Here is a 22,589-nt window from a genome sequence, read left to right on the forward strand (position 1 = left end):
CCTGGAATTGACGTTTGGGGGTCTGACCCCGTTTGTTATAATCAAGAGCTACGAACCCTTGTCTTTCCTGGAATTAACGCTTGGGGGTCTGACCCCGTTTGTTATAATCAAGAGCTACGAACCCTTGTCTTTCCTGGAATTAACGCTTGGGGGTCTGACCCCGTTTGTTATAATCAAGAGCTACGGACCCTTGTCTTTCCTGGAATTAACGCTTGGGGGTCTGACCCCGTTTGTTATAATCAAGAGCTACGAACCCTTGACTTTCCTGGAATTAACGCTTGGGGGTCTGACCCCACTTGTTAAAAGCTTGAGCTATAAACCTTTTCTTTATTTGAAACGACGTTTTGGGGTCTGACCCCCACTCGCCCCCCGCTCACCTTATTATCTGCTGCCGGTTCACGAAAAAAACCTGTGGCTTGTAACTACCAACAGGTAACTAATCGATTTTATTTAAATTAAAATAAATGGTTTGCAACTAGTAGCTAGATGATTTCATCTACGGTAGGTTAGATAGCGTTCGTACCAAATATCAATAAAATCGGGTGCAAATGGGCCTTTTCTTTGGCGTATCCATCTTACCAAGTTGTCCACATTTCGCTTTAAAATATGGTCAATGACATCGGGATATCCCATTTGTTTCCGATGGTATTCATACTCATCTTCATCTAAAAGCGTATAAGTCATATCGGGAAAGACTTTAATATCTAGATCATAATCGATGTATTTTAACGCCTCTTTATCATACACAAATGGTGAACCTAGGTTACAGTAATAGTATATTCCATCCTCTCGAATCATTCCAATAATATTAAACCAATGATCCGAGTGAAAATAGCAAATAGCTGGTTCACGGGTAATCCATGTGCGACCATCCGATTCCGTTACAATAGTCCGATCATTCCCACCAATCACAAGGGACTTCGATCCTTTTAATACTGTCGTCTCTTCCCATATTCGATGTATGTATCCGTTATGTTTATAGCTATGTATTTGTATCGTATCACCTTCAATGGGAATGCCCATACCTTTTCTCCCTACTTTCTTTATAAAATTTGTATCCGTTCAAATAAATCAAAGTATCTGTTTTCTGTCTAATTCCTAAAAATCCCTTATTAATATTCTATTATTATAACGTTTTTTAAGAAAATTTAAAACAAAAGACTCTTATATGTATAGCATTTATCATCGATAAAATTATGTCGGTTTTTTTAGGATTCAGCTAGTTCTGATGAGTTAAGCAGATAACTATTGGTTAAAACTACAACAATAGAAAAAACCCCTACCTTCAGTAAAGTGTACCCTTTGTAAAGGACATTTAAAAAAAGACTAGGCAACTTGAAGAAGATGATGACTGTATTGTGCAGGTGTCATCTTTTTTAAGTTCCATTGACCTCGGTAATGATTGTAATATGTCATATAACTCTGAACCTCTCTTTTTACTTCTTCTAATGATTCACACGTTTTAAAATCCGTTTCATCTTTAAAATGTCCAAAGAACGATTCTTGTGGGGCATTATCCCAACAGTTTCCACGACGTGACATAGATTGCCCTAGTCCCATTTTCTTTACCATCTTTTGAAATTGGGGGTTGGTATAGTGGAACCCTTGATCTGAGTGAATGAATGCGCCTTCGGCCAGCTTTATCCCAGTCTTTTTCAACTTCTTTAATGTATTTAACGCAATATCTAGTGTGATTTTATCTGATGTCTCATATGCTAAGATTTCATTGGTTTCGGCATCTTTTATAGTGGACAAGTAGGCACGTTTTCCTTTTCCATAACTTAAATATGTAATGTCTGTTAATAATACTTTTCTAGCGGTTCCTTGCTTAAATTCGCGGTTTAATAGGTTCGGTAAAGTTCTATGTTCTTTTGTTGCTTTTGCCATTCTTCGATATGGGTTTGCTTTTCGAATTGGGCAAATGATTTGGAATTTTTTCATGATACGACGAATTCGTTTTAGGTTATATGTAATTTGATACTGATTTTCTAAGGTCATCTTGATTTGACGTGCGCCTTTCTTACGACGACGAAAATTATAAGCTTTTAAAATGATTTTCTTTACTTTTTCGTCTGCTCATCACGAGCCTGTCTATTAAGTTGTGCTTCTTCTGAAAAATAACGATAATAACCTGATCGAGAGACACCAACTAGTTCACAAAGATAGCTCACCATCCGCTTTAAGTTATATTTTTTTAATGACCAATTGGATCAATTCAAATTTCTGTTCAGCTGTTAGTTTTTCCTTTTCTTCACCAACATCCTTTCTGCTAGATCGATCTTTTTTAGCAGTTCATTTTCTGCACGTAATAAGGCGTTTTGTGCTTCTAATCGTGCATATTTTTCTTCTAAACTTAATTCACGTTCAAGTGGTCGTCCAGAATGGTATTTTCGAGTGTCTTCAAGCCCAGCTACACCATTTTCTTTATAAGCTTTACGCCATCTCTTTAAAGATGAACTCGCTCGTTCAGTCCCAACGATTTCAATATCAAATCCTGCATCTTCAAATATTTGACGTGGAAATTTTCCTTCTTCATACTCTTTAATAGCTAATGCTTTAAATTCATCAGTGTAAGTAATTGCTTTTTCACTAACAGCTTTTACATAAGGATGTTTCATCAATAATTTCTGTTCTTGATCTGTAAATAATATTTTCGACATTTTCATCCGCCCCATTAACTATTTCTTTCATTATAAATAAAAGTACCCCATAAGGAGGACTTTTTTTAAGTGTCCATCTTATAGGGTACATTTTACAGGTAAGAGCCTCTTCTGGGGTTTCTTTCAAGCCTTGATATTTTCGAATCACCTCATCTGTTTGTGATTCAAATACTTTATGAATTTCATTCAGCTCTTTTTTCATCTCATTAATTTCCTTTTTTATTTGATCTACTTTCGTTTCTTCCTGAAGCTTGCTTAGTTCCTGTTCAATTGCCTGGCAGCGTTCAATTTCATTTTGAAGGTATAGCAATTGTTCCATCGTTTTCATTTGGTCTTGTATTAGTTCATTAAATTCCTTCATTCACAGATACCTTCCTTCCCTTCTCTCTAAACTATTTATTTCTTTTTTTATGTAAAAATTCCTTTGACTAGTTCTGTCATAATCCCTATCGTTTTGTCGAATGGCACATAAAGTTAAAAAGGACATCCCCGAGTTAGGATGCCCTTTTCATTACTTTATTTATTGTTGGCCAAAATTTCCAGCATTTTGTGATTTACGAGATTCTGCTTGTTGGTTTTGTTTTTTCACTTGTTGTACATCTGTTTCACTTCCGAACTCAGTACCGAATTGACCTTGTCCAGCAGCGCCTTTTGCAGATTGAGCGTTTTGTTGTCTAACTTGGCTAGCGTTTGTACCAGAAGTTGTTTTGTTTGTTTGGTTTGCCATTGTTATCACCTCCACGCTCATTAATGTAACCAAACGCGGAGGGAGTTATGCTCATTTTTTTGAGAAAAATTTTTAAAAAAAGTCGAATAAATTATACGAGTAAGGAACGACCGCCATCAACAATGATCGTTTGCCCTCTAATCATAAACGAATCATCGGAAACTAAAAATTTCACTACTTTTACCATATCATCGATTTCAACCATTCGTCCTGCCGGAGTATTTAAACGCGCATCTTCAAGCAATTCTGCACGATTTGGAAAATGCTTTAATGCTTCAGTGTCAATTGCCCCACCTGAAACAGCATTCACAACGATGTTTTTCGCTGCAAGCTCCACAGATAAATATCTTGTTAAGGCTTCAACCGCTGCTTTTGATACCCCAACGGTCGTGTAATTCTCTAAATAACGAATCGATCCAAGTGAGCTTAAGCTAACGATTTTCCCTCCGCCATTTTCCTCCATTAGCTTGGCAGCTTCTTGTGCACAGAATAATAATGCCTTGCTATTAATATTCATTGTCCAATCCCAATGCGACTCTTCAAGCTCCATCGCTGGGCGCAGTACACCTGAAGCGGCATTGTTAATGAATACATCAAGACGGCCAAAGGTTTCACGAATTTCTTCAAACATCTTTTTAATTTTCGCAACATCCCCAACATTGGCTTTCACTAGCAATGCCTTTCTGCCTAACTTTTCAACTTCCTCTACAGTTTCAAGTGCAGCAGATTTACTGCGTGCATAATTGATGACAATATCATATCCTTCTTTTGCAAGGGCAATCGATATCGCTTTCCCAACTCCACGACTACTCCCTGTAACTAATGCCACTTTATTCGTCATATTTGAATCACCTTTCTTTAGTTCACTTGGTGTCTTATGAAGACACGTCCACTTTCTTTAATATTGTATAGATAAAATGAATAACAAACAATGATTGTATCATCCTATAGATAATATATCTTTTAGGAGGAAGGTTACATGACCGTTATTCGCGATATGACCGAGTTATCCATGATGTCGATCACCGACTGGAATAATTCCGAAGTTGAACATTTTCATCATTCCTTTCAGCAAATTCTTCCTTATTTAAATGCTGAAGGTCAAACCATCTATAAAGAAATCATTGAAGAAATCGAAAGACGGAAAAGCCATTATAGTTGAAAACGATACAGTCGATCATAAAAGGATTTTAAAAATCCATAGAGGAGCTTTTCCGAAGGGGCAAGCTCTCTTTTTTTGGGGGTGATAACGCCTACCGATCGAATAAAAGAAGGATCTTCGATTTCGACAGTGCGAACATCCTTTGGCAAGTTGTAAGAGAAAGCAAGCTCTGGTAATATCCCAATTCCTAATCCTGCAGAAACAAGTCCCTTTATCGTATCCATATCTTCGCCTTCAAAGGCAATAATCGGTTCAAATCCCGCCTGATTGCATGCCTTATCGATCGTCCGCCGAATCGATGAATCCGATCGAAAGGTAACAAATCGTTCTCCTGCCAATTGGCCAATCCGAACAATCGGTTCCGAGCATAAATAATGATTTTCTGGCAGCAGCAACAACAGCTTCTCCGTAAAAAAAGTATCTCCCTTTACAATTGGGTGATCAGTCACCACTGGAGCAATGAACGCAATATCAATGTCTCCCTTTTCAATTTTCTGCATTAAATATTTCTTCGTCCCTTGGAGTAATTGAAAATGTAAATTCGGATGTTCCTCTCTAAACTGAGTAAAAACCCTTGTAAAGGTATGCACGGACAAGCTGGAGGAAAACCCTAGATGAATCACTCCCTTTTCAGGATTTAAAAACTCTTCCACTCTTTCTTTCGCTTTATCCATTTCAATCACAATTCTCTCGGCATGCTCCAAAAACACCTTACCCATATGTGTTAATTTCACATTGCGACCTTCTCTTTCAAACAGGGGGGTACCCAATTCACTTTCAAGTAAAGCGATCTGACGACTAATGGCAGACTGAGCAACATGGAGATTTTCTGCCGCTCTCGTTACATGCTCCCGCTTAGCCACTTCTATGAAATAAATGATTTGGCGTAATTCCATCTATTTCCCACCAATCTAATTTTGAGATAAATATGTTCTTAATAATATATTGTAAAGATTGAATGAATTAAAGTAAAATTTTTTATTATCAAACTATTTAGATATAGTAACGGAAGGATGTAGACTATGATGAGACAAAATGAAAAACATCACGGTGGACTATATCGCCAGGATTTTGAACACGATTCTTGTGGTATAGGTTTTTATGCAGATATTCAAGGGCGCCCCTCTCACGATATCGTCTCTTCAGCACTTCTTATGCTTCAAAGGCTTGATCACCGCGCTGGTAAAAGCAGTGATAACCTAACAAGCGATGGTGCAGGAATTCTTTTGCAAATTCCTGATCAATTTTTCAAGGAAGTCTGCCCATTTACTCTCCCTCAAAAAGGTGAATACGCAGTCGGAATGCTATTCTTACCTACAAATAAAATGATCCAAGAACAAATCATTGAAGCATTCAAACATGAAGCCTCAACGTTTAACCTTTCCTTTATTGGAGAACGTGAAGTTCCTGTGTCTCCAGAAATTCTAGGTGAAGTCGCAAAATCAACTCAACCTGTGATCAAACAATTATTTATAAAAAAAGCAAATGCCATGAATGAAAAAGAGTTTTTATATCAGCTGTATCTATTAAGAAGAACAATAGAAAAGAAATTTGCGGATCAATTATATTTTTCCAGTCTTTCAAATCAAATCATTGTTTATAAAGGATTACTTTCAGCCGAGCAATTAACCACTTTCTATCAAGATTTAACGAATCACGCTTTTACATCAGCATTAGCCTTAGTTCACTCGCGCTTCAGTACAAATACGTTCCCAAGCTGGGAGCGTGCCCACCCGAATCGGATGATCGCACATAATGGCGAAATTAACACGATTAAAGGAAACAAAAACTGGTTTAACGCTAAAATGACTGGACATCCTGAAGTCGCACCAATCATTCAAGAAAACGGCAGTGACTCTGCGATGTTCGACAATGCTTTAGAGTTTTTATTATTAAATGGATGGTCCCTTCCCCATGCAATCATGATGATGGTTCCTGAACCTTGGGAGCAAGATGATGAAATGCCAGCAGAGCTTAAAGCATTTTACGAATATCATAGCTTATTAATGGAGCCATGGGATGGACCAATGGCACTAGGCTTTTCGAACGGAAAACAAATAGGTGCCATTTTAGATCGAAATGGATTACGTCCAGGGCGATACTATATTACTGGTGATGATCGGATTATCTTTGCATCAGAGGTTGGTGTCATCGATATAGAAGCTGACAATATTAAGGAAAAGCGTCATTTGAAGCCTGGAGAATTACTATTTATCGATACCGAAAAAGGAAAGCTACTAGATAGCGATGAATTAAAAACCTTCATAAGTAAAGAAAAACCTTATCAAAGATATATCAATCAACAGGTCATTTCGTTAAAAAGTAAGGGAAATAAACTACCAGCATCGTCAAAATTTGAACCGAGTGAAGCGATTTTTCTGCAAAAAATGTTTGGCTATACGTACGAGGAAGTAATGAAAATGCTTCTACCTATGTCCAATGATGCGAAGGAGCCTACAGGCTCAATGGGGATCGATACACCACTGGCTGTATTATCAGAAAAACCGATGCTATTGTTTCACTATTTCAAGCAAAGCTTCTCCCAAGTAACCAATCCTCCGATTGATGCATTAAGAGAAGAATGTGTGATTTCAACCGTTACTTGGCTTGGGTCCCAAATCGATTTATTAGATCAAAACGTTTCAGACCAAAAACATCTGAAACTAGAGCACCCTTTTATCGATCCAGCATCGTTTATAGCATTAAAGCATTCACCATTGCAATCTAAGGAAATTCTAATGAATTTTACAAAAAGCAGTGGATTTGAAGAATCATTGAATCGTATATGCACCGAAGCATTATCAGCGATTTATGAAGGGTGCAAGCTGATTATTCTCACGGATCGTCCGTCTAATCAAGACCAAGTGCCGCTTCCATCCTTGCTTGCTACCTCTTGTCTCCATCATTATTTAATCAGTAAGGGAGTAAGAACAAAGGCAAGCATCATCATTGATTCCGGAGAACCGAGAGATCCACATCATATGGCTGCCCTGATCGGATATGGAGCGGATGCCATCCATCCCTATCTCGCTTATGAATCCATTAAACAATTAGTGAGTGACAGGCATATTCAGCTTCCTTTAAAGCAAGCATGGCAAAATTATATCCAAGCATTGAAAAATGGTGTCATTAAAATCATGTCTAAAGTCGGAATCTCATCAATTCAGAGTTATCGTGGAGCGCAAACGTTTGAAGCGCTCGGCATTTCTGAAGAGGTTATTTCTAAATATTTCAGTGGAACGGTTTCATCCATTAGTGGGATTGGCCTAACAGAAATTTCACAGGAAACCATGAAGCGTCATGCAAATGCCGTCTTTGAAATGACTTCTCATGACCACACACTTGACTCTGGTAGCGAATTACAGTGGCGAAGCGAGGGTGAGCATCACCAATTTAATCCTCTTAGCATTCACACATTGCAGCGTGCGGCACGGATGAATGATAAAAACACATATAAGAAATTTGTTGCTATGCATGAGAAAAGTCCATTTACTACGATTCGCAGCTTACTTGAAATAAAAAGTGATCGAGGCAGGATTCCAATTGAAGAAGTCGAGCCTATTGAAGCGATCTTCAAGCGCTTTAAAACAGGTGCGATGTCCTATGGCTCATTAAGTAAGGAAGCACATGAAGCGCTAGCAATTGCCATGAATCGAATTGGTGGGAAAAGCAATAGTGGTGAAGGGGGCGAAGAACTGGAACGCTCCTTCATCGAACAAAATGGTGATTTTAAAAGAAGTGCGATCAAGCAGGTAGCCTCAGGAAGATTCGGGGTCACTAGCTACTATTTAACCCAAGCAGAGGAAATCCAAATTAAGATGGCCCAAGGCGCAAAGCCGGGTGAAGGTGGTCAATTACCAGGTTCAAAGGTGTATCCATGGATTGCTGAGGTAAGAGGCTCTACTCCAGGAGTGGGCTTGATTTCCCCTCCGCCCCATCATGATATTTATTCGATTGAGGATCTTGCACAGCTTATCTATGATCTAAAAAGTGCCAATCCTCATGCAAGAATCAGTGTTAAATTAGTGGCTAAAGCGGGTGTTGGAACAATTGCTGCCGGTGTAGCTAAAGGGCTTGCAGATACGATCTTGATTAGTGGCCATGACGGAGGAACAGGTGCCTCTCCGAAAACAAGTATTAAACATGCAGGTATTCCTTGGGAAATCGGTCTTGCGGAAACACACCAAACCCTTCTTTTAAATGGCTTACGTGACCGCGTAACCCTCGAAACAGATGGAAAGCTAATGACCGGAAAAGATGTCGTTATCGCAGCATGCTTAGGTGCGGAGGAATATGGCTTTGCGACAGCCCCATTAGTCGTTCTCGGATGTTTAATGATGCGGGCCTGTCATTTAGATACATGTCCAGTTGGAATTGCAACACAAAATCCAAAGCTTCGAGAAAAATTCATGGGAAATCCCGACCATATTGTCAATTACCTGACGTTTATTGCGGAAGAAATTCGTGAAATTTTAGCTGCCTGTGGCTACCGAAGCTTAACGGAAATCGTCGGACAAACGCAGCTCCTCCAGCCTAAACCTGAGGTCCAAGAGCATTGGAAAGCAAAACATATCAATTTAGATAAGCTATTACATCAAAATCAACAAGATTCTCATACATGTACAACCGAACAAAATCATGAACTTGAGAAAAGAATGGATCAGCACACCCTACTGCCACTTCTACAGCCATATATTGAGAAGCAGCAGCCGGTTCATTTCCACTTTGACATTAAAAATACGGATCGTGCAGTTGGAACACTACTTGGACATTATGTAACGAAGCTTTGGGGAAATTCTGGGTTACCTCCCCACACTCTCCAGCTATCCTTTAACGGTTCAGCAGGGCAAAGCTTTGGTGCTTTTATTCCGAAAGGAGTGTCCCTAACCCTTGAAGGGGATGCCAATGATTATGTCGGAAAAGGACTTTCTGGCGGTTCCATCGTCATTAAACCAACTAGCACGTGGAAGGCAGCTGGCGACCAAGCGATTATCGGTAACACGGCATTTTTTGGCGCCACCTCAGGAGAAGCTTATATTAATGGAACGGCAGGACAAAGATTTTGCGTTCGCAATAGTGGGGTCCATGCGGTCGTTGAGGGTGTCGGTGATCACGGCTGTGAATATATGACAGGCGGAAAGGTTGTCATCCTTGGAAACATTGGAAAAAACTTTGGCGCTGGGATGTCAGGTGGAAGCGCCTATATTTTCTCAGAATCTCAGTCATCCGTTATGAAACATATGAATTTCGAAATGATTAATATTGAGTCCATTCAATCAAATGAAGAGTTCATTGACTTGTATCGTATGATCCAAAAGCATTATCAATTAACCGGAAGTCAAAGGGCAAAAATTCTCTTAAAGCAATGGGATAAGCTCCGTCATCAGTTTATTAAGGTGATTCCAAATGAATACAAAAAAATGATTGATTTAATCCATCATTTAAAACAACAAGGAATGCCTGGTAATGAAGCAAGTCTCACCGCTTTCAATCTAAAAAAAGACGGAAAAACCATCACAACAGATCATCCGACAATGGGAGTCTCTCTGTAAGAATGACAACAGAACGTGATAAAGGAGTGAAGGAAAATGAGTCAATCAACAGAATTTATCGATATCAAGAGAAGGAATGCGAAGGAACGCCCTCCAGTTGAACGCGTCAATGACTGGAGCGAATACCAGCAGCCCTTCACTGAGAAAAAGCTAAAACAACAAGCATCTCGTTGCATGGACTGTGGGACACCTTTTTGTCAGATGGGGACCATTCTTTCAACAGGTACGAGTGGATGTCCATTATATAATCTTATTCCTGAATGGAATATGCTCGTTCATCAAGGAAAATGGTATGAGGCCTTTCAACGCTTAGCCAAAACCAATAACTTTCCTGAATTTACTGCTCGTGCCTGCCCAGCTCCCTGTGAAGGATCTTGTACGGCAGGTGTCCCTAGTGAACCTGTAACCATCAAAAGTATTGAAAAAGCGATTATTGATCGGGCCTTTTTAGAAGGTTGGGTGAAGCCTCGGAAGCCTTTAAGAAAAACAGGACATAAAATCGCGGTCATCGGTTCTGGTCCAGCGGGACTAACAGCTGCCGATGATCTCAACCAATTAGGTCATTCAGTTACTGTTTTTGAACGGGAAGATCGATTTGGCGGTCTTCTCATGTATGGTATTCCAAATATGAAAATTGATAAAAAATATGTTGAAAGAAGAATTGAGCTTTTAAAGCAGGAAGGAATTGAATTCCGAGCCAATATACATGTTGGAATCGATCTGTCTATCGAGGAATTACAGCAAAATTTTGACACGGTTCTCCTCTGTATTGGCGCTGAACAACCTCGTGAATTGCCGATTGAGGGCAGACACTTAAAAGGAATTTACCATGCGATGGATTACTTGATGACGAGCACCAAGCATTATTTAGATCCGGATGTTTCATGTGATATTAATGCCGAAGGAAAAAAAGTCATTGTCATCGGTGGTGGTGATACAGGGGCTGATTGTGTAGCAACAGCGATCAGACAAGGCTGTAAAAGTGTGGTGCAATTTGGTAAGCATGGTCAGTTACCATTAGAAAGACAACCAGGTAATCCTTGGCCAGAGAACCCTGCGATTTTTTCCCTTGATTATGCATATGAAGAAGCCTTAACGATATTTGGTGAAGATCCGCGTCAATATTTCATCCAAACGCAATCCTTTGTCGGAAATGACCAAGATGAGGTGATTGGACTACGCACAGTCTCCTTTCAGCCAAATACTGCATTAGATCAAACGGAAAATTATTGGGATGCGGATTTAGTCCTTATTGCGATTGGGTTTGAAGGCGTAAAAGAGGATATTTTCCCAACCATTCAACGATCGCAAAAACGAATCGCCACAGTAACAAATAGCTTTCAAACCTCTCAAGATGGGGTATTTGCAGCTGGTGATGCGCGAAGAGGGCAAAGCTTAATCGTTTGGGCCATTCAAGAAGGAAAAAAAGCAGCCATCGAAATCGATCGCTACTTAGCTTCGAAGGAAATAAAACAGACGGTTTGATACCATCTGTTTTATGCCCTAACCATCTCCTGATACGCCTTCCACATTTTTTGATGGGAAACAGGAAAGGCATATTGAGTTAATTCTTCTTTTGTCACAAGCTTTAAGTCCTCTTTTTGTTCTACTTGTCCAAGGATTTCCCCTGAGTATACGTCAATATTCCACGTTAAGTGGGAAAAAACATGTGGAATGGTAGTCAATGATTCTTTTTCCAACTGGATATCCACTCGGAAATCCTTTTTCAAGAAATCATGAAGGATATCTTTCGGTTTGACTAGCTGACTTTTTTCTACATTTGGAAACTCCCATAAATTTGCCAATAGCCCGTCACTTGGCCGTTTATGGATGAGATACTTCCCTTCCTGATCCTTTAGCACCGCTGCAATTAGCTCTATATGCTTCATGCTTTTTTTCTTCGTCTTCACTGGCAATTCATTTTGAACTCCCTCTTCAAAAGCTTGGCAATGTTCTCTTACTGGACAAAGGAGACACGCCGGGGAGGTGGGAGTACAAATCAATGCACCTAATTCCATCAAGGCTTGATTGAAAAAAGATGGATTGTCATGTGAAATGAGCTCGCGAACGGCTTGTTCAAACACCTTTCTTGAAGAAGCCTTTGCGATATCATCCCAAATCGTCAGAATTCTTGAGAATACTCGCATGACATTCCCATCAACAGCAGGCTCGGGAACACCATACGCAATACTTAAAATGGCACCTGCAGTATAAGGGCCAACCCCTTTTAATGACTTGATTTCCTCAGGTGTATTCGGTACTTTGCTATTATAGTTTTCCTTGACTTCTCTCACAGCTGCTTGCAAATTTCTAACCCGGGAATAGTATCCTAAACCTTCCCAAGCCTTTAACACACTTTCTTCATCAGCATCTGCGAGCGCTTCTATAGTTGGAAATTTTTCAATAAAACGATTAAAATAGGGAATAACAGTATCCACTCTTGTTTGCTGTAGCATAATTTCAGAAACCCAGACTTTATAAGGATCTTGATCCTTCCTCCAAGGGAGGTCACGCTGCTCTTCCTTAAACCAATTTAATAAATCATTTTGGAATTCTTGCTTATTTATCTTTTCAATCGTACTTACCATATAGTCCTCCAGCAATCTATCGTAAAGGTTATCACCATGAACATGTAAGAGCTTCATTAACAACCTCTAATAAAATTATGTTAATTCCCCTTCTTATGGGGAAAAGTAATAGAAAATAATGACTTCCGTGTAATATCCGAAACAATAAAAACGGAATATTAAGATTCGATTACAAATTGCTTACTTCACGGAATGTCCATTGCAAATCACACCTTTTTACCATATCATGTTTTAACAATAATTCATACGCTGATACATTTACTTTCTGCAGTACAAATTTTGGATAATGATTTGCCAACCTTTTAAGGGGGAAGTTAGTTTTGGATACAGGTACACATCTTGTTATGGGGTTTGCACTGGGTGGATTAGCCACTCTGGACCCAGTTGTAACCGAGAACACTATTAATTCACATAGTATCCTTTTTGCCACAATTATAGGATCACAAATTCCTGACATCGATACATTTTTAAAATTTCGCAATAACGCTGTTTACATTCGCAATCATCGCGGGGCAACCCATTCGATCCCAGCTATCATTTTGTGGTCCTTGCTCATAACGATTTGTGGAAGTTTTATCTTTCAAGGAGCCAATTTATTTCATCTGTGGCTCTGGGCGTTTCTAGCCGTTTTTCTCCATGTATTTGTTGATATTTTCAATGCATACGGAACACAAGCCCTGCGACCGTTTTCCTCCAAATGGGTTGCATTAGGCATCATCAATACCTTTGATCCTTTCATTTTTATTATTCATGTCATTGGATTGATTATTTGGGCGTTCGGAGCAAATCCTGGGATCACCTTCATCGTTGTTTACAGCATCATTATTATCTATTATTTAACGAGATTTGCTGAGCAATGGTTAGTTAAAAAAGCCGTATTAAAGCTCATCCCGGATGCTGAAAAAATCATCATCGCCCCCACTATGAGATTTTTTAAATGGAGAATCGTTGTTAGCACAAAAGATCAATTTTTTGTCGGAAGTGCATATAAACATGAGGTTACGATACTAGATGAATTTGATCGTATACCTATCCCTGAAAATAACATTATCGACCAAGCAAAAAAAGACAAAAACATCTCAGCCTTTTTATCCTTTTCCCCGATTTATCGTTGGGTCATTAAGGAGCTAAATACCGGCTACGAAGTACAATTTATTGATTTGCGCTACCGAAGTAAAGGACATTATCCATTCGTTGCCATCGTGCAAATGAAGGATGATCTAGACATTACGGGTTCCTATACTGGCTGGATCTATAGTAAAGAAAAGCTGAGAAAGAAATTAGATATAGCCACAAGAACTTGACAGGAAGTGGATGAACCTTCTAGTTATAATGGTTTAATGAAGGAAAATAATAATGGATAGGGCTGTCTATAAGTTTTTACATCCCTTTTTATAAAACCTTCGAAGGGGGATCACATAATGAGAAATAAAGCAAAAGGCTTTCCTTATGGAAATGATAATAAATTTGAAGGTGAACCAAGAGCAAAAGCTGAATTTGCTTCCACACGTGCAGATGGATCCATCAACACGCACCCACAGGAAAGAATGAAGGCATCAAGTAGAAGAGATAGCGACGTCTAATACCATGTAAAACACAAAAGAGGCTGGGACAAAACCCACCTCTGAGATGAAAAAGCCGGTGAATTTTACGACGAGTAAAATTTCACCGGCTTTGATTTTTTTACAATAAAATAAGGACCACTTCTGATAAAATTAAGTTACCACACCAAATAAAATCAGAAAGAAGGATCCTTATGTTTAAAAATTATACCATGAATCAATTAGTTTTGCCTTTAGATTTAGAAGTAAAATTACAAAAAAATGATATTGCCTTTCATATCCATCATCTAGTTGAAAGTATTCCTCATGAAGTTTTCGAACCATTTCTGCGAAATGAGGGCTGTCCTGCTTATCATCCACGCATGATGCTTAAAATTATTTTATGTGCCTACACCCAATCTGTTTTTTCAGGGCGAAAAATTGAAGCCTTATTAAAAGACAGTATCCGGATGATGTGGCTAGCTCAAGGGTATGAACCAAGCTACCGTACAATCAATCGATTCCGTGTTCATTCAGATGTGAAAGAATTAATTCGCCAATGTTTCGTCCAATTTCGTTGCCAATTAATCGAAGAAAAACTAATCGATCAAGAAGCAATTTTTATTGATGGTACAAAGATTGAAGCAAATGCGAATAAATTTACGTTTGTCTGGAAGAAATCGATTGAGAAATATCATCACAGTTTAATTGAAAGGTCAAACCAGCTATATAACGAGCTACTTGAGAACGAAATTATACCTGAAATTGAACGGGAAGGTGATGAACAATTATCATTGAAAGAGCTCGCTCAATTGGTTGGAAAAGTGGACAATGTCGTAGCTGAGTATGATAAACAAATTGAGGAATCATCAGACGTTCCAGAACGAAAAGCTTTAAGAAGTGAACGCAAATACCCGAAACAAGTGCGTAAACAGTTGATTGATTTTGTCTTACGAAAACAAAAATACCAACGAGACTTTGAAATCTTTGGCACACGTAATAGCTATTCCAAAACAGATCTGGACGCGACATTTATGCGAATGAAAGATGATTATATGCAAAACGGACAATTGAAAGCTGGTTACAATGTACAAATCGCAACAGAAGGGCAATACACGCTTGCCTATAGTTTATTTTCAAACCCAACAGATACACGTACGTTAATTCCATTTCTTGATGAAATCGAGAACCATTATTTCGTGTTACCGAAACATATTGTCGCAGATGCAGGTTATGGTAGTGAACAAAACTATAATGATATCCTTTCGAACAGAAAACGAGAAGCACTGATTACGTATAATCTGTATTTGAAGGAGCAAAAGAAAAGTACAAACAAAACCCATTGAATCCCGAAAACTGGCAGTATTGTGAAGAAACAGATACATATATATGCCCTAACCAGAAACGTCTTGAATTTCAATATCATTCTGTCCGTACTGATCGTACGGGATTCCAACGAAGGTTCAAGATCTACGAGTGTGAGGACTGTTCGGGATGTCCATTCCGTTCATCATGTACAAAAGCGAAAGAAGGCAACAATCGAAAACTAATGGTGAATGAACAATGGGAACAACAAAAAGTATATGTGAGAGCGAAGCTTTCAGAAGAGAAAACGAGATCCATCTATCGAAAACGCAAAATCGATGTGGAACCGGTTTTTGGATTCTTGAAGGCTAATTTGCGTTTCACTCGATTTTCTGTACGAGGAAAATCGAAGGTAGAAAATGAAATGGGACTCGCATTAATGGCCGTGAATTTAAGAAAATTCACGGCCAAACAACTACGGTAATAGAAGAATCAACACACAAAAATAGAAAAAGTTGAATTTGAGTTCGCTCAAATTCAACTTTTTCACTATTTGAAGCTAGTTATGTCCCAGCCCCTTTTAATTATTTTAGTTTCTTTAAAACAGATATCGGAAGTGCCTCTTCTTCCTTTTGGCCAGCTAAGCGATAGCCCCATGCAAAAACACCGTTAATATAATCGATTTTGAAGTAGCTTCCTGGATCTCCTTCTATTTCATAGAGTTCTCCCGGAATAAAGTCTTTAGGATTCAATAAATAGGCTTTGGCCATTACGATCTTTCTTTCTAGAACGGCATATTCATTTACAATACCAAGCTGTTCTGCCTTTCTGGCCTTTTCGGTTAATAAAGATATTTCCTGTCTTAATTCATACTCTGTCATTTGACTGTATCTTTTTTCTTGCTCCATGAGTTGTTTCCCACCTATTCACTTTTCATATTCATTGATAAATCGGTCGATTAATTCGATTGAAAATCCTTTTCGATATAAGGTCTGTTTCATTTTTTGCTCATACTCATAGCCACTATACTTTTGGAATTTCCGATGCGCCTTCATTCCTTGCTCAATCATCGCATGCCATTCCTGATCCTCATCCTTTTCGATTGTTACCTCATTCATGGCCATTTGGATCATTTCTCCCGAAAAACCTTTTCTCAGTAAATTCTGTTCAATTTTTTGCTTTAAACTTCTCTCGGAAAGCTTCTGGTTCTGCTTGATTGTTTTTTCAATCAGTGCTGTCGCATGGGAAAGCTGAGCATCCATTGGATATTCCTTCATCGCTATGTCAATATTCGTTTCAGAAATCCCCTTCTCCTTTAACTCCCGTTTTAAAACACTTGGCCCTTTTTTCGTTGTATTGACTTGTGTTCGAACAAAGGCAATAGCAAACTCTACATCATTTATATATTTCAATTGATATAATTTATGGATAACTTCTTGAATCGCAGGTTCAGGATATTCTTTTTGCTTTAAATAATCCCTAACTTCCCTTTCAGAACGCATGCGAAAGGAAAGATAATGTATGGCACTATTAACACCCTTACGGATCTCATCCTCATAGTTGATTTCAGTAATATCTAATTCAGATAGTTCCTTCCCCTTCATTAACTGAAATCGTGCTAATACTTCTTCATCCACACTAAAGGAGTAGTTCCCATCAAGAAAGATATTATACCGTTCAACATTATTCTTTTGTACGGATATTTTCGTAATAATTGGCATAGAAAGCATCCCTCTTTATTTGAATTCCATCTCATTTTACCATTCTATTCCGTATGTTTGCCATGATTAAGGTAATACTGTATAGAAAAGCACAGCGCCTTGTTGAGTAGGAAATCAGCTTTATTGATTTTCTCGGAAGTCCTATTAAGGGTAAAGGCACTGGAGCTAGTCAGAAATGCCATGTTCAACATTCTTAAAAAGATCAGTGAAAGGGTGAAATGAGATGTCGAAAGATAAACGTGTTAAAACAAAAAGTAATTTATCGAGTATGCAAGCCATTAACTATGCCCATGAATTTAAAATTGCCGATCGTGCAGGTGGATATATCCAAGACAGACAAAAAAATTCTTGATAAAACCAACGAATTTTACACAATCTATAGAAACGGAAAACATTCCGTACAATTTTATATTTGAAGGGGGCACTAAAAATGGGTAGAGCACATAAGCAAAAAACACGTGACAAAAATAAAGCAAAACTTCCCCAAGTTCCTAAAAATTTAAAATATGACGGTAAAGACGTAGAGTTTTCCGAAGAACTAGCTGACCAAAACGATCGAGAAGCACAAGCTCGATCCCAAGCAGCCGAAAAACGAGCAAAAAACAAAAAAATGTAAAAAGCAGGGGCCTCCCCTGCTTTTCCTATGGGGGTCAGACCCCACCAAGAAAATCCCGATGAAATCAACCTTTTTCATAAAAGAACTAGCGTTGTGGGGTCAGACCCCACTAAGAAAATCCCTATGAAATCAACCTTTTTCATAAAAGAACTAGCGTTGTGGGGTCAGACCCCCAAGTTTTCCACAACTCTACTAATTTTGTGTATAGTTTTTTAAAACCCCTTCAAATCAACAGATTACCCCTCTTGAATATTGTGGATAAGTTTGTTAATAACTTATGTGGATAAGCCGTCAATTTTGTGGAATTCCCTCTATAGCCTTTATTTCATCGCATTTAATATGTGTATATCATTGTGGATATTTTTTAAATAAAAATTATTTTCCATAAGTTAGTTTCTTGAAATATTTACAAAAATCTTACATAATAGACAAAACGATACTGAATTTTCAAAATTAAAATAATGTATTAGCTAGGAGTCTTTATTATGCATATTGGGACAAGAATTCGATTTTATCGTCTTTTAAGAGGACTTAGTCCTGAGGAATTATCTGATGGCATTACCGCACTATCATATCTAGCATCTATTGAAAATAATGGTCATACACCTCCTATTGAAATGCTAAGTCAATTATGTGACCGGCTTGAAATTCCATTTATGACCTATCCGAACGAAGAATTAACTCAGCTCTTGGATAAATGGAAGCCTTCTTTATTACAAAATGATCAAGAGGAATCCTCTGCCATTTTTGAGGAAATTTCAAGCAAACTTTCTGATAGTGTGGACTTCCAACTTATTCTAACCTATCATGTATACTTAATCAGATATTACCTAATACAAAAACAGCTTGAGAAGGCAAAAGAATTAATCGAAATGGTTAAACCTTTTCACTTTGAAATGGCTGATGACTTAAAATTCTCATTTCAAAAATTCCACGGAAACTATCTCTACTACACAAATCAATTCGCTGAGGCAGCTAGTCTATTTAATAATGCAAAAAATTACTTATTTGCGATTGATGCAAATTTACTTGATGAAAAAGCCGACCTATATTATATGTATGGACTGACTCTTGGTCGAATCAACAAAAACACATTATCGGTTTTCTACATTGAAGAAGCATTATCACTTTTTCAACAAACCTATCAAATGAAGCGCTGTACAGATTGTCATATGCTACTTGGAGTGGTTTATAGTAAAATGCAAGAATATAGCGATTCTGAACATCATTACACGATTGCCAAACAGTTAGCAAAATCTATTAGCTATACAGATTTAATCGATAAAATTGAACATAACTTAGGATTGTTAAAATCTCGTCAAGGGAAATCAAAGGAGGCGATTACACATTATCTTAATAGTTATGAAGAATTAGATAAACAGAAAACAAATGACCAACTCCAAATTATTATTAATATCATCAATGAATACTATAAGATTGGCTTTATTCACGAGGTAAATATTTGGCTGGAACATGGTTTTTCCCTCATCGAGTCCATTGATCAACAAAAGGAGCACTATATTGAATTAACCTTTTTCCAGTATATTGTAAGGGGCTACCCTGAAGGCTTCGAGGATTTTATATTGAATATAGCGATTCCTTATTTCGAAGAAAGAAAGCAGAATCAATCCATTATCGTTTATTCAAAAAAACTCGGAGAATATTACCAGAAGAAGAAGAGATTTAAGGAGGCTGCGCTCTCTTTCGCTAAGGCAAATTCCGTCTATGAAAAAATTTTAGAACTTTAAGGAGGGTTTTCTTTTGAAAAAAAGAATGACGCTAGTTAAATGGATTTTTATCGTTCTAATCATAGTAGCAGTAGTGATACCGAATGCCGTTGAACTTTTCCACCCTGTTGATCATGCAATTGGGGATTTTTGGCCACCTATCAATCTACCAAAGGGAATTATAGATAAACTATAGTACTAAAAGGTTCTTTTCATAACCAATGTTGCTATTTAGATCATCTTTTAACCATATCGACGAGTTTTTCACGCCACTGAGAAAAGAGCCTACTAAATAAGGGGGAACGAATCATAGTCCCCCCTCCTCTTACATAATAACGATCATCTAATTTTTCAAGATTAAAGATGTTTTTTTAGCAGCGTCTATCAGTTTTTTTATACTGTCTCGATCGTTCTTCTGCAGAAGCTCAATGATTTTACTACCAACAACGACACCGTCACAATATTGTCCTAGCTCTACGACATGTTCAGGGGTAGAGACACCAAATCCGGCTAAAACAGGAGCACTTGATATTTCCTTTAACTCTTTTAAATAGGAACCAATATTTTCACTATAGGAGGCCCTTGCCCCGGTTATACCAGTTACTGTTACAGCGTATAAAAACCCTTGGGTTCCACTCGCAATTTCCTTCACCCTTTCCTTTGAGCTCGTTAATGCTGCTAGACGGATTAAGGCGATTTGATGATCCTTCAAGGAATCTGCTAGAATTTCCTCCTCTTCCATCGGTAAATCCGGAATAATCACGCCATCGACACCGGCTTGCTCACATTCTCTGGCAAACTCTTTTATCCCAAATACATAAATAGGATTCATATAAGTCATGATCACAATCGGAATAGACCTTGTGCTTTTACTTAATTTCAGCTGTGCAAGAACCGCTTGCAAGGTTGTTCCTGCCTTTAATGAGCGAATACCTGCCTCCTGTATAGTCGGCCCATCGGCAACTGGATCGGAAAATGGAATGCCTAATTCTAAGGCAGTTGCCCCACTTTCTTCAAAAAAATCAATTTGTTCATTTAGCTTTTCAATCCCTCCATCACCTGCCATAATATATGGAACAAATGCCTTATCCCCTTTTTCAAGAACGGTTTGAAACGCTTGATTTAATTTTTCAATGCCCATTCTTACAGCCCTCCTTTAATTTTTTTAATGGTTTCTACATCTTTATCTCCTCTGCCGGAAAGACAGATGACAAGTGTTTCATCAGCAGACATTTCTTTTGCTAATTTAGTTGCATAAGCGACAGCATGCGAGCTTTCTAATGCTGGAATGATCCCTTCTGTTTTTGTTAAAAGCTCAAACGCTTCTAATGCCTCTACATCGGTAATTGCTGTATAGTGCACCCTGCCTGATTCCTTCAAATAGCTATGTTCAGGACCTACACCCGGGTAATCCAGACCGGCTGAAATAGAGTGGGCTTCTTGTATTTGTCCATGATCATCCTGTAATAAATACGTCATCGTTCCATGGAGAACCCCGATCTTCCCATCTGTTAATGTTGCCGCGTGTTTTCCCGTATCGATGCCTGATCCTCCTGCTTCCACGCCATAAAGCTTGACATCGGAATCATTAACAAATGGGTAGAACATTCCAATTGAATTACTTCCCCCTCCAATACAAGCCACTACTGCATCAGGAAGTTTTCCTGTTTGTTCTTGTATTTGTCTACGCGTTTCACTTCCTATGACACTTTGAAAGTCACGAACAATTCTCGGAAATGGATGGGGTCCCACAACAGAACCTAATATATAATGGGTATCTTCAACATGTGTGACCCAGTATCTTAATGCCTCATTGACCGCATCCTTTAATGTTCCGCTCCCTTGCTCCACACTTTTTACTTCTGCACCTAATAGCTCCATCCGGAACACATTTAATTTTTGTCTTTGAATATCTTCAGCACCCATGAATACTACACATTCAAGTCCAAGCAAGGCACAGGCAGTTGCTGTTGCAACTCCATGCTGTCCGGCACCTGTTTCTGCCACTACCTTCTTTTTCCCCATCCTTAGTGTTAAAAGAGCCTGACCAATCGCATTATTGATTTTATGTGCACCTGTATGATTCAAATCTTCTCGTTTTAAGTAAATGTTCGGACCACCTAATTGTTTTGATAAATTTTCAGCATAGTACAATGGTGTTTCCCGACCGATGTACTGCTTAAAATAATAATCAACTTGTTGCAAAAATTGCGGATCCTTTATTGCCTCTTCATAAGCTGTCTCCAGCTCCAATACAGCTGGCATCAATGTTTCCGGAACAAATCTGCCACCAAACATTCCGAAATGTCCTTTTTCATTTGGTTGTGTATATGTTGTCATTTCCTTCACTCTCCTTTAATTGTTGAAACGCTCGTTTTGCTTCCTTTACAAATGACCGCATTTTCTCTGGATCCTTTTCCCCATTGGTTTCCACACCACTAGAGACATCAAGCAATGCGGGCTTTACGATTGCTATCGCCTCCGCAACATTTTCTTCATTCAATCCACCTGCCAGAATCAATTGATCCTTATTAAGCGGAGTGTGATGAAGTTTTTCCCAGTTAAAAGGGAGTCCAGTTCCTCCCCGGTAACGTCCACTCGGACTATCTATTAAATAGTAATCACACGGGTAACTTTCTATTTCGAATATTCCATCAATAGAGAATGCCTTGATAATCGGACGATTCAGGGTCATCGCATCTTCTGGTGTTTCATCTCCATGTAATTGGATAAAATCGAGTCCAACATATTCAGCGATTTCCGTCATCTTCTTAGCATCCTCATTGACAAAAACTCCTACTTTTTTTACAGCTGACGGGATATGATCGGCTATTTGCTTGGCTTGACTCGGAGAAATCCTTCGCTTACTATCCGCAAAGACAAAGCCAATCAAATCAGCACCCGCTTCTACAGCACTCATTGCCGCATCCAAGCTTTTAATTCCACAAATCTTCACCTGCAAAGTCTGTTCCTCCTTATGTCTAAGCTTG

At 38.5% G+C, this 22,589-nt stretch carries 20 protein-coding genes and 2 pseudogenes; 10 read left to right on the forward strand and 12 right to left on the reverse strand.

The annotated features are described in order from the left end of the window. Positions 1-492: 492 nt before the first annotated feature. From ntdP to fabL, 5 genes and pseudogenes are all read right to left on the reverse strand, one after another. Positions 493-1,023 carry a nucleoside tri-diphosphate phosphatase gene (gene ntdP / locus I5818_RS19725; protein WP_058005661.1) on the reverse strand — a complete coding sequence of 177 codons (531 nt, stop codon included), beginning with the start codon at positions 1,021-1,023 and terminating at the stop codon, positions 493-495. Positions 1,024-1,326: 303 nt separating this feature from the next. Then, positions 1,327-2,660 (reverse strand): annotated as a pseudogene (locus I5818_RS19730) (IS3 family transposase). Further along, the gene (locus tag I5818_RS26390) at positions 2,590-3,021 is read right to left on the reverse strand and encodes a YgaB family protein (RefSeq protein ID WP_209391804.1); all 432 of its coding nucleotides are present in this window, start codon (positions 3,019-3,021) and stop codon (positions 2,590-2,592) included. Before I5818_RS26390 ends, I5818_RS19730 begins: the two are co-directional and overlap by 71 nt. Before the next feature lie 159 nt (positions 3,022-3,180). Then, positions 3,181-3,387 carry a gamma-type small acid-soluble spore protein gene (locus tag I5818_RS19740; protein WP_058005663.1) on the reverse strand — a complete coding sequence of 69 codons (207 nt, stop codon included), beginning with the start codon at positions 3,385-3,387 and terminating at the stop codon, positions 3,181-3,183. 91 nt (positions 3,388-3,478) lie between these two features. Next, positions 3,479-4,228 carry an enoyl-[acyl-carrier-protein] reductase FabL gene (fabL, locus tag I5818_RS19745; RefSeq protein WP_071975363.1) on the reverse strand — a complete coding sequence of 250 codons (750 nt, stop codon included), beginning with the start codon at positions 4,226-4,228 and terminating at the stop codon, positions 3,479-3,481. 138 nt (positions 4,229-4,366) lie between these two features. On the opposite strand from fabL, the gene I5818_RS19750 reads away from it, so the two are divergent. Then, a complete protein-coding gene (locus tag I5818_RS19750; RefSeq protein WP_058005665.1) occupies positions 4,367-4,549 on the forward strand; it encodes a hypothetical protein in 183 nt (60 codons plus the stop codon). On the opposite strand, the gene gltC is transcribed toward I5818_RS19750, so the two are convergent. Continuing rightward, positions 4,540-5,445 carry a glutamate biosynthesis transcriptional regulator GltC gene (gene gltC, locus I5818_RS19755; RefSeq protein WP_071975365.1) on the reverse strand — a complete coding sequence of 302 codons (906 nt, stop codon included), beginning with the start codon at positions 5,443-5,445 and terminating at the stop codon, positions 4,540-4,542. The two genes, I5818_RS19750 and gltC, sit on opposite strands and share 10 nt — an antisense overlap. Positions 5,446-5,571: 126 nt before the next feature. Between gltC and gltB the strand changes: the two genes are divergently transcribed. Together gltB and I5818_RS19765 are read left to right on the forward strand one after the other, a co-directional pair. Next, positions 5,572-10,101, forward strand: coding sequence for a glutamate synthase large subunit (gene gltB / locus I5818_RS19760; protein ID WP_071975367.1), 4,530 nt, complete (start codon positions 5,572-5,574; stop codon positions 10,099-10,101). Between the two features lie 36 nt (positions 10,102-10,137). Continuing rightward, entirely contained in the window at positions 10,138-11,586 is a 1,449-nt protein-coding gene (locus I5818_RS19765) for a glutamate synthase subunit beta (protein ID WP_071975369.1), read from the forward strand. An 11-nt stretch (positions 11,587-11,597) separates the two neighbouring features. Here I5818_RS19765 and mutY read toward each other — a convergent pair whose 3' ends face one another. Next, a complete protein-coding gene (mutY, locus tag I5818_RS19770) occupies positions 11,598-12,689 on the reverse strand; it encodes an A/G-specific adenine glycosylase (protein ID WP_173720016.1) in 1,092 nt (363 codons plus the stop codon). Positions 12,690-13,009: 320 nt separating this feature from the next. Between mutY and I5818_RS19775 the strand changes: the two genes are divergently transcribed. The 3 genes and pseudogenes from I5818_RS19775 (at position 13,010) to I5818_RS19785 (ending at position 16,019) form a co-directional block, all read left to right on the forward strand. Beyond that, a complete protein-coding gene (locus I5818_RS19775; protein WP_058005669.1) occupies positions 13,010-13,993 on the forward strand; it encodes a metal-dependent hydrolase in 984 nt (327 codons plus the stop codon). Between the two features lie 114 nt (positions 13,994-14,107). Next, a complete protein-coding gene (locus tag I5818_RS19780) occupies positions 14,108-14,272 on the forward strand; it encodes a small, acid-soluble spore protein K (RefSeq protein ID WP_173720017.1) in 165 nt (54 codons plus the stop codon). A gap of 173 nt (positions 14,273-14,445) precedes the next feature. Then, a pseudogene (locus I5818_RS19785) lies at positions 14,446-16,019 on the forward strand (IS1182 family transposase). 100 nt (positions 16,020-16,119) lie between these two features. Here the strand turns inward: I5818_RS19785 and I5818_RS19790 are convergent. Then, on the reverse strand, positions 16,120-16,443 hold the full coding sequence (locus I5818_RS19790) for a YfhH family protein (protein WP_058005671.1): 324 nt from the start codon (positions 16,441-16,443) through the stop codon (positions 16,120-16,122). Positions 16,444-16,461: 18 nt separating this feature from the next. Next, positions 16,462-17,256, reverse strand: coding sequence for a recombination regulator RecX (gene recX / locus I5818_RS19795; protein ID WP_071977659.1), 795 nt, complete (start codon positions 17,254-17,256; stop codon positions 16,462-16,464). Between the two features lie 223 nt (positions 17,257-17,479). Here recX and I5818_RS19800 point away from each other — a divergent pair, with 223 nt between their 5' ends. The 4 genes from I5818_RS19800 (at position 17,480) to I5818_RS19815 (ending at position 19,795) form a co-directional block, all read left to right on the forward strand. Continuing rightward, a complete protein-coding gene (locus tag I5818_RS19800) occupies positions 17,480-17,608 on the forward strand; it encodes a YfhE family protein (protein WP_071977658.1) in 129 nt (42 codons plus the stop codon). A 78-nt stretch (positions 17,609-17,686) separates the two neighbouring features. Beyond that, a complete protein-coding gene (locus I5818_RS19805) occupies positions 17,687-17,872 on the forward strand; it encodes a YfhD family protein (RefSeq protein WP_071977657.1) in 186 nt (61 codons plus the stop codon). A 485-nt stretch (positions 17,873-18,357) separates the two neighbouring features. Next, positions 18,358-19,620: a helix-turn-helix domain-containing protein gene (locus I5818_RS19810; protein WP_071977656.1), complete on the forward strand. Its 1,263-nt coding sequence runs from the start codon at positions 18,358-18,360 to the stop codon at positions 19,618-19,620. Positions 19,621-19,633: 13 nt separating this feature from the next. Then, on the forward strand, positions 19,634-19,795 hold the full coding sequence (locus I5818_RS19815; protein WP_158022248.1) for a hypothetical protein: 162 nt from the start codon (positions 19,634-19,636) through the stop codon (positions 19,793-19,795). 147 nt (positions 19,796-19,942) lie between these two features. On the opposite strand, the gene trpA is transcribed toward I5818_RS19815, so the two are convergent. From trpA to I5818_RS26120, 3 genes are read right to left on the reverse strand one after another with little or no spacing between them, the layout of a single operon-like run. Further along, positions 19,943-20,740, reverse strand: a complete 798-nt coding sequence (gene trpA, locus I5818_RS19820) for a tryptophan synthase subunit alpha (RefSeq protein WP_071977655.1) — start codon at positions 20,738-20,740, stop codon at positions 19,943-19,945. A 2-nt stretch (positions 20,741-20,742) separates the two neighbouring features. Continuing rightward, positions 20,743-21,939: a tryptophan synthase subunit beta gene (trpB, locus tag I5818_RS19825; protein ID WP_078110808.1), complete on the reverse strand. Its 1,197-nt coding sequence runs from the start codon at positions 21,937-21,939 to the stop codon at positions 20,743-20,745. Beyond that, positions 21,914-22,555 carry a phosphoribosylanthranilate isomerase gene (locus I5818_RS26120; protein ID WP_313902951.1) on the reverse strand — a complete coding sequence of 214 codons (642 nt, stop codon included), beginning with the start codon at positions 22,553-22,555 and terminating at the stop codon, positions 21,914-21,916. The genes trpB and I5818_RS26120 overlap by 26 nt, the downstream gene beginning before the upstream one ends. Positions 22,556-22,589 lie beyond the last annotated feature (34 nt).

This window comes from Heyndrickxia oleronia, from assembly GCF_017809215.1.
GTDB lineage: Bacteria > Bacillota > Bacilli > Bacillales > Bacillaceae_C > Heyndrickxia > Heyndrickxia oleronia.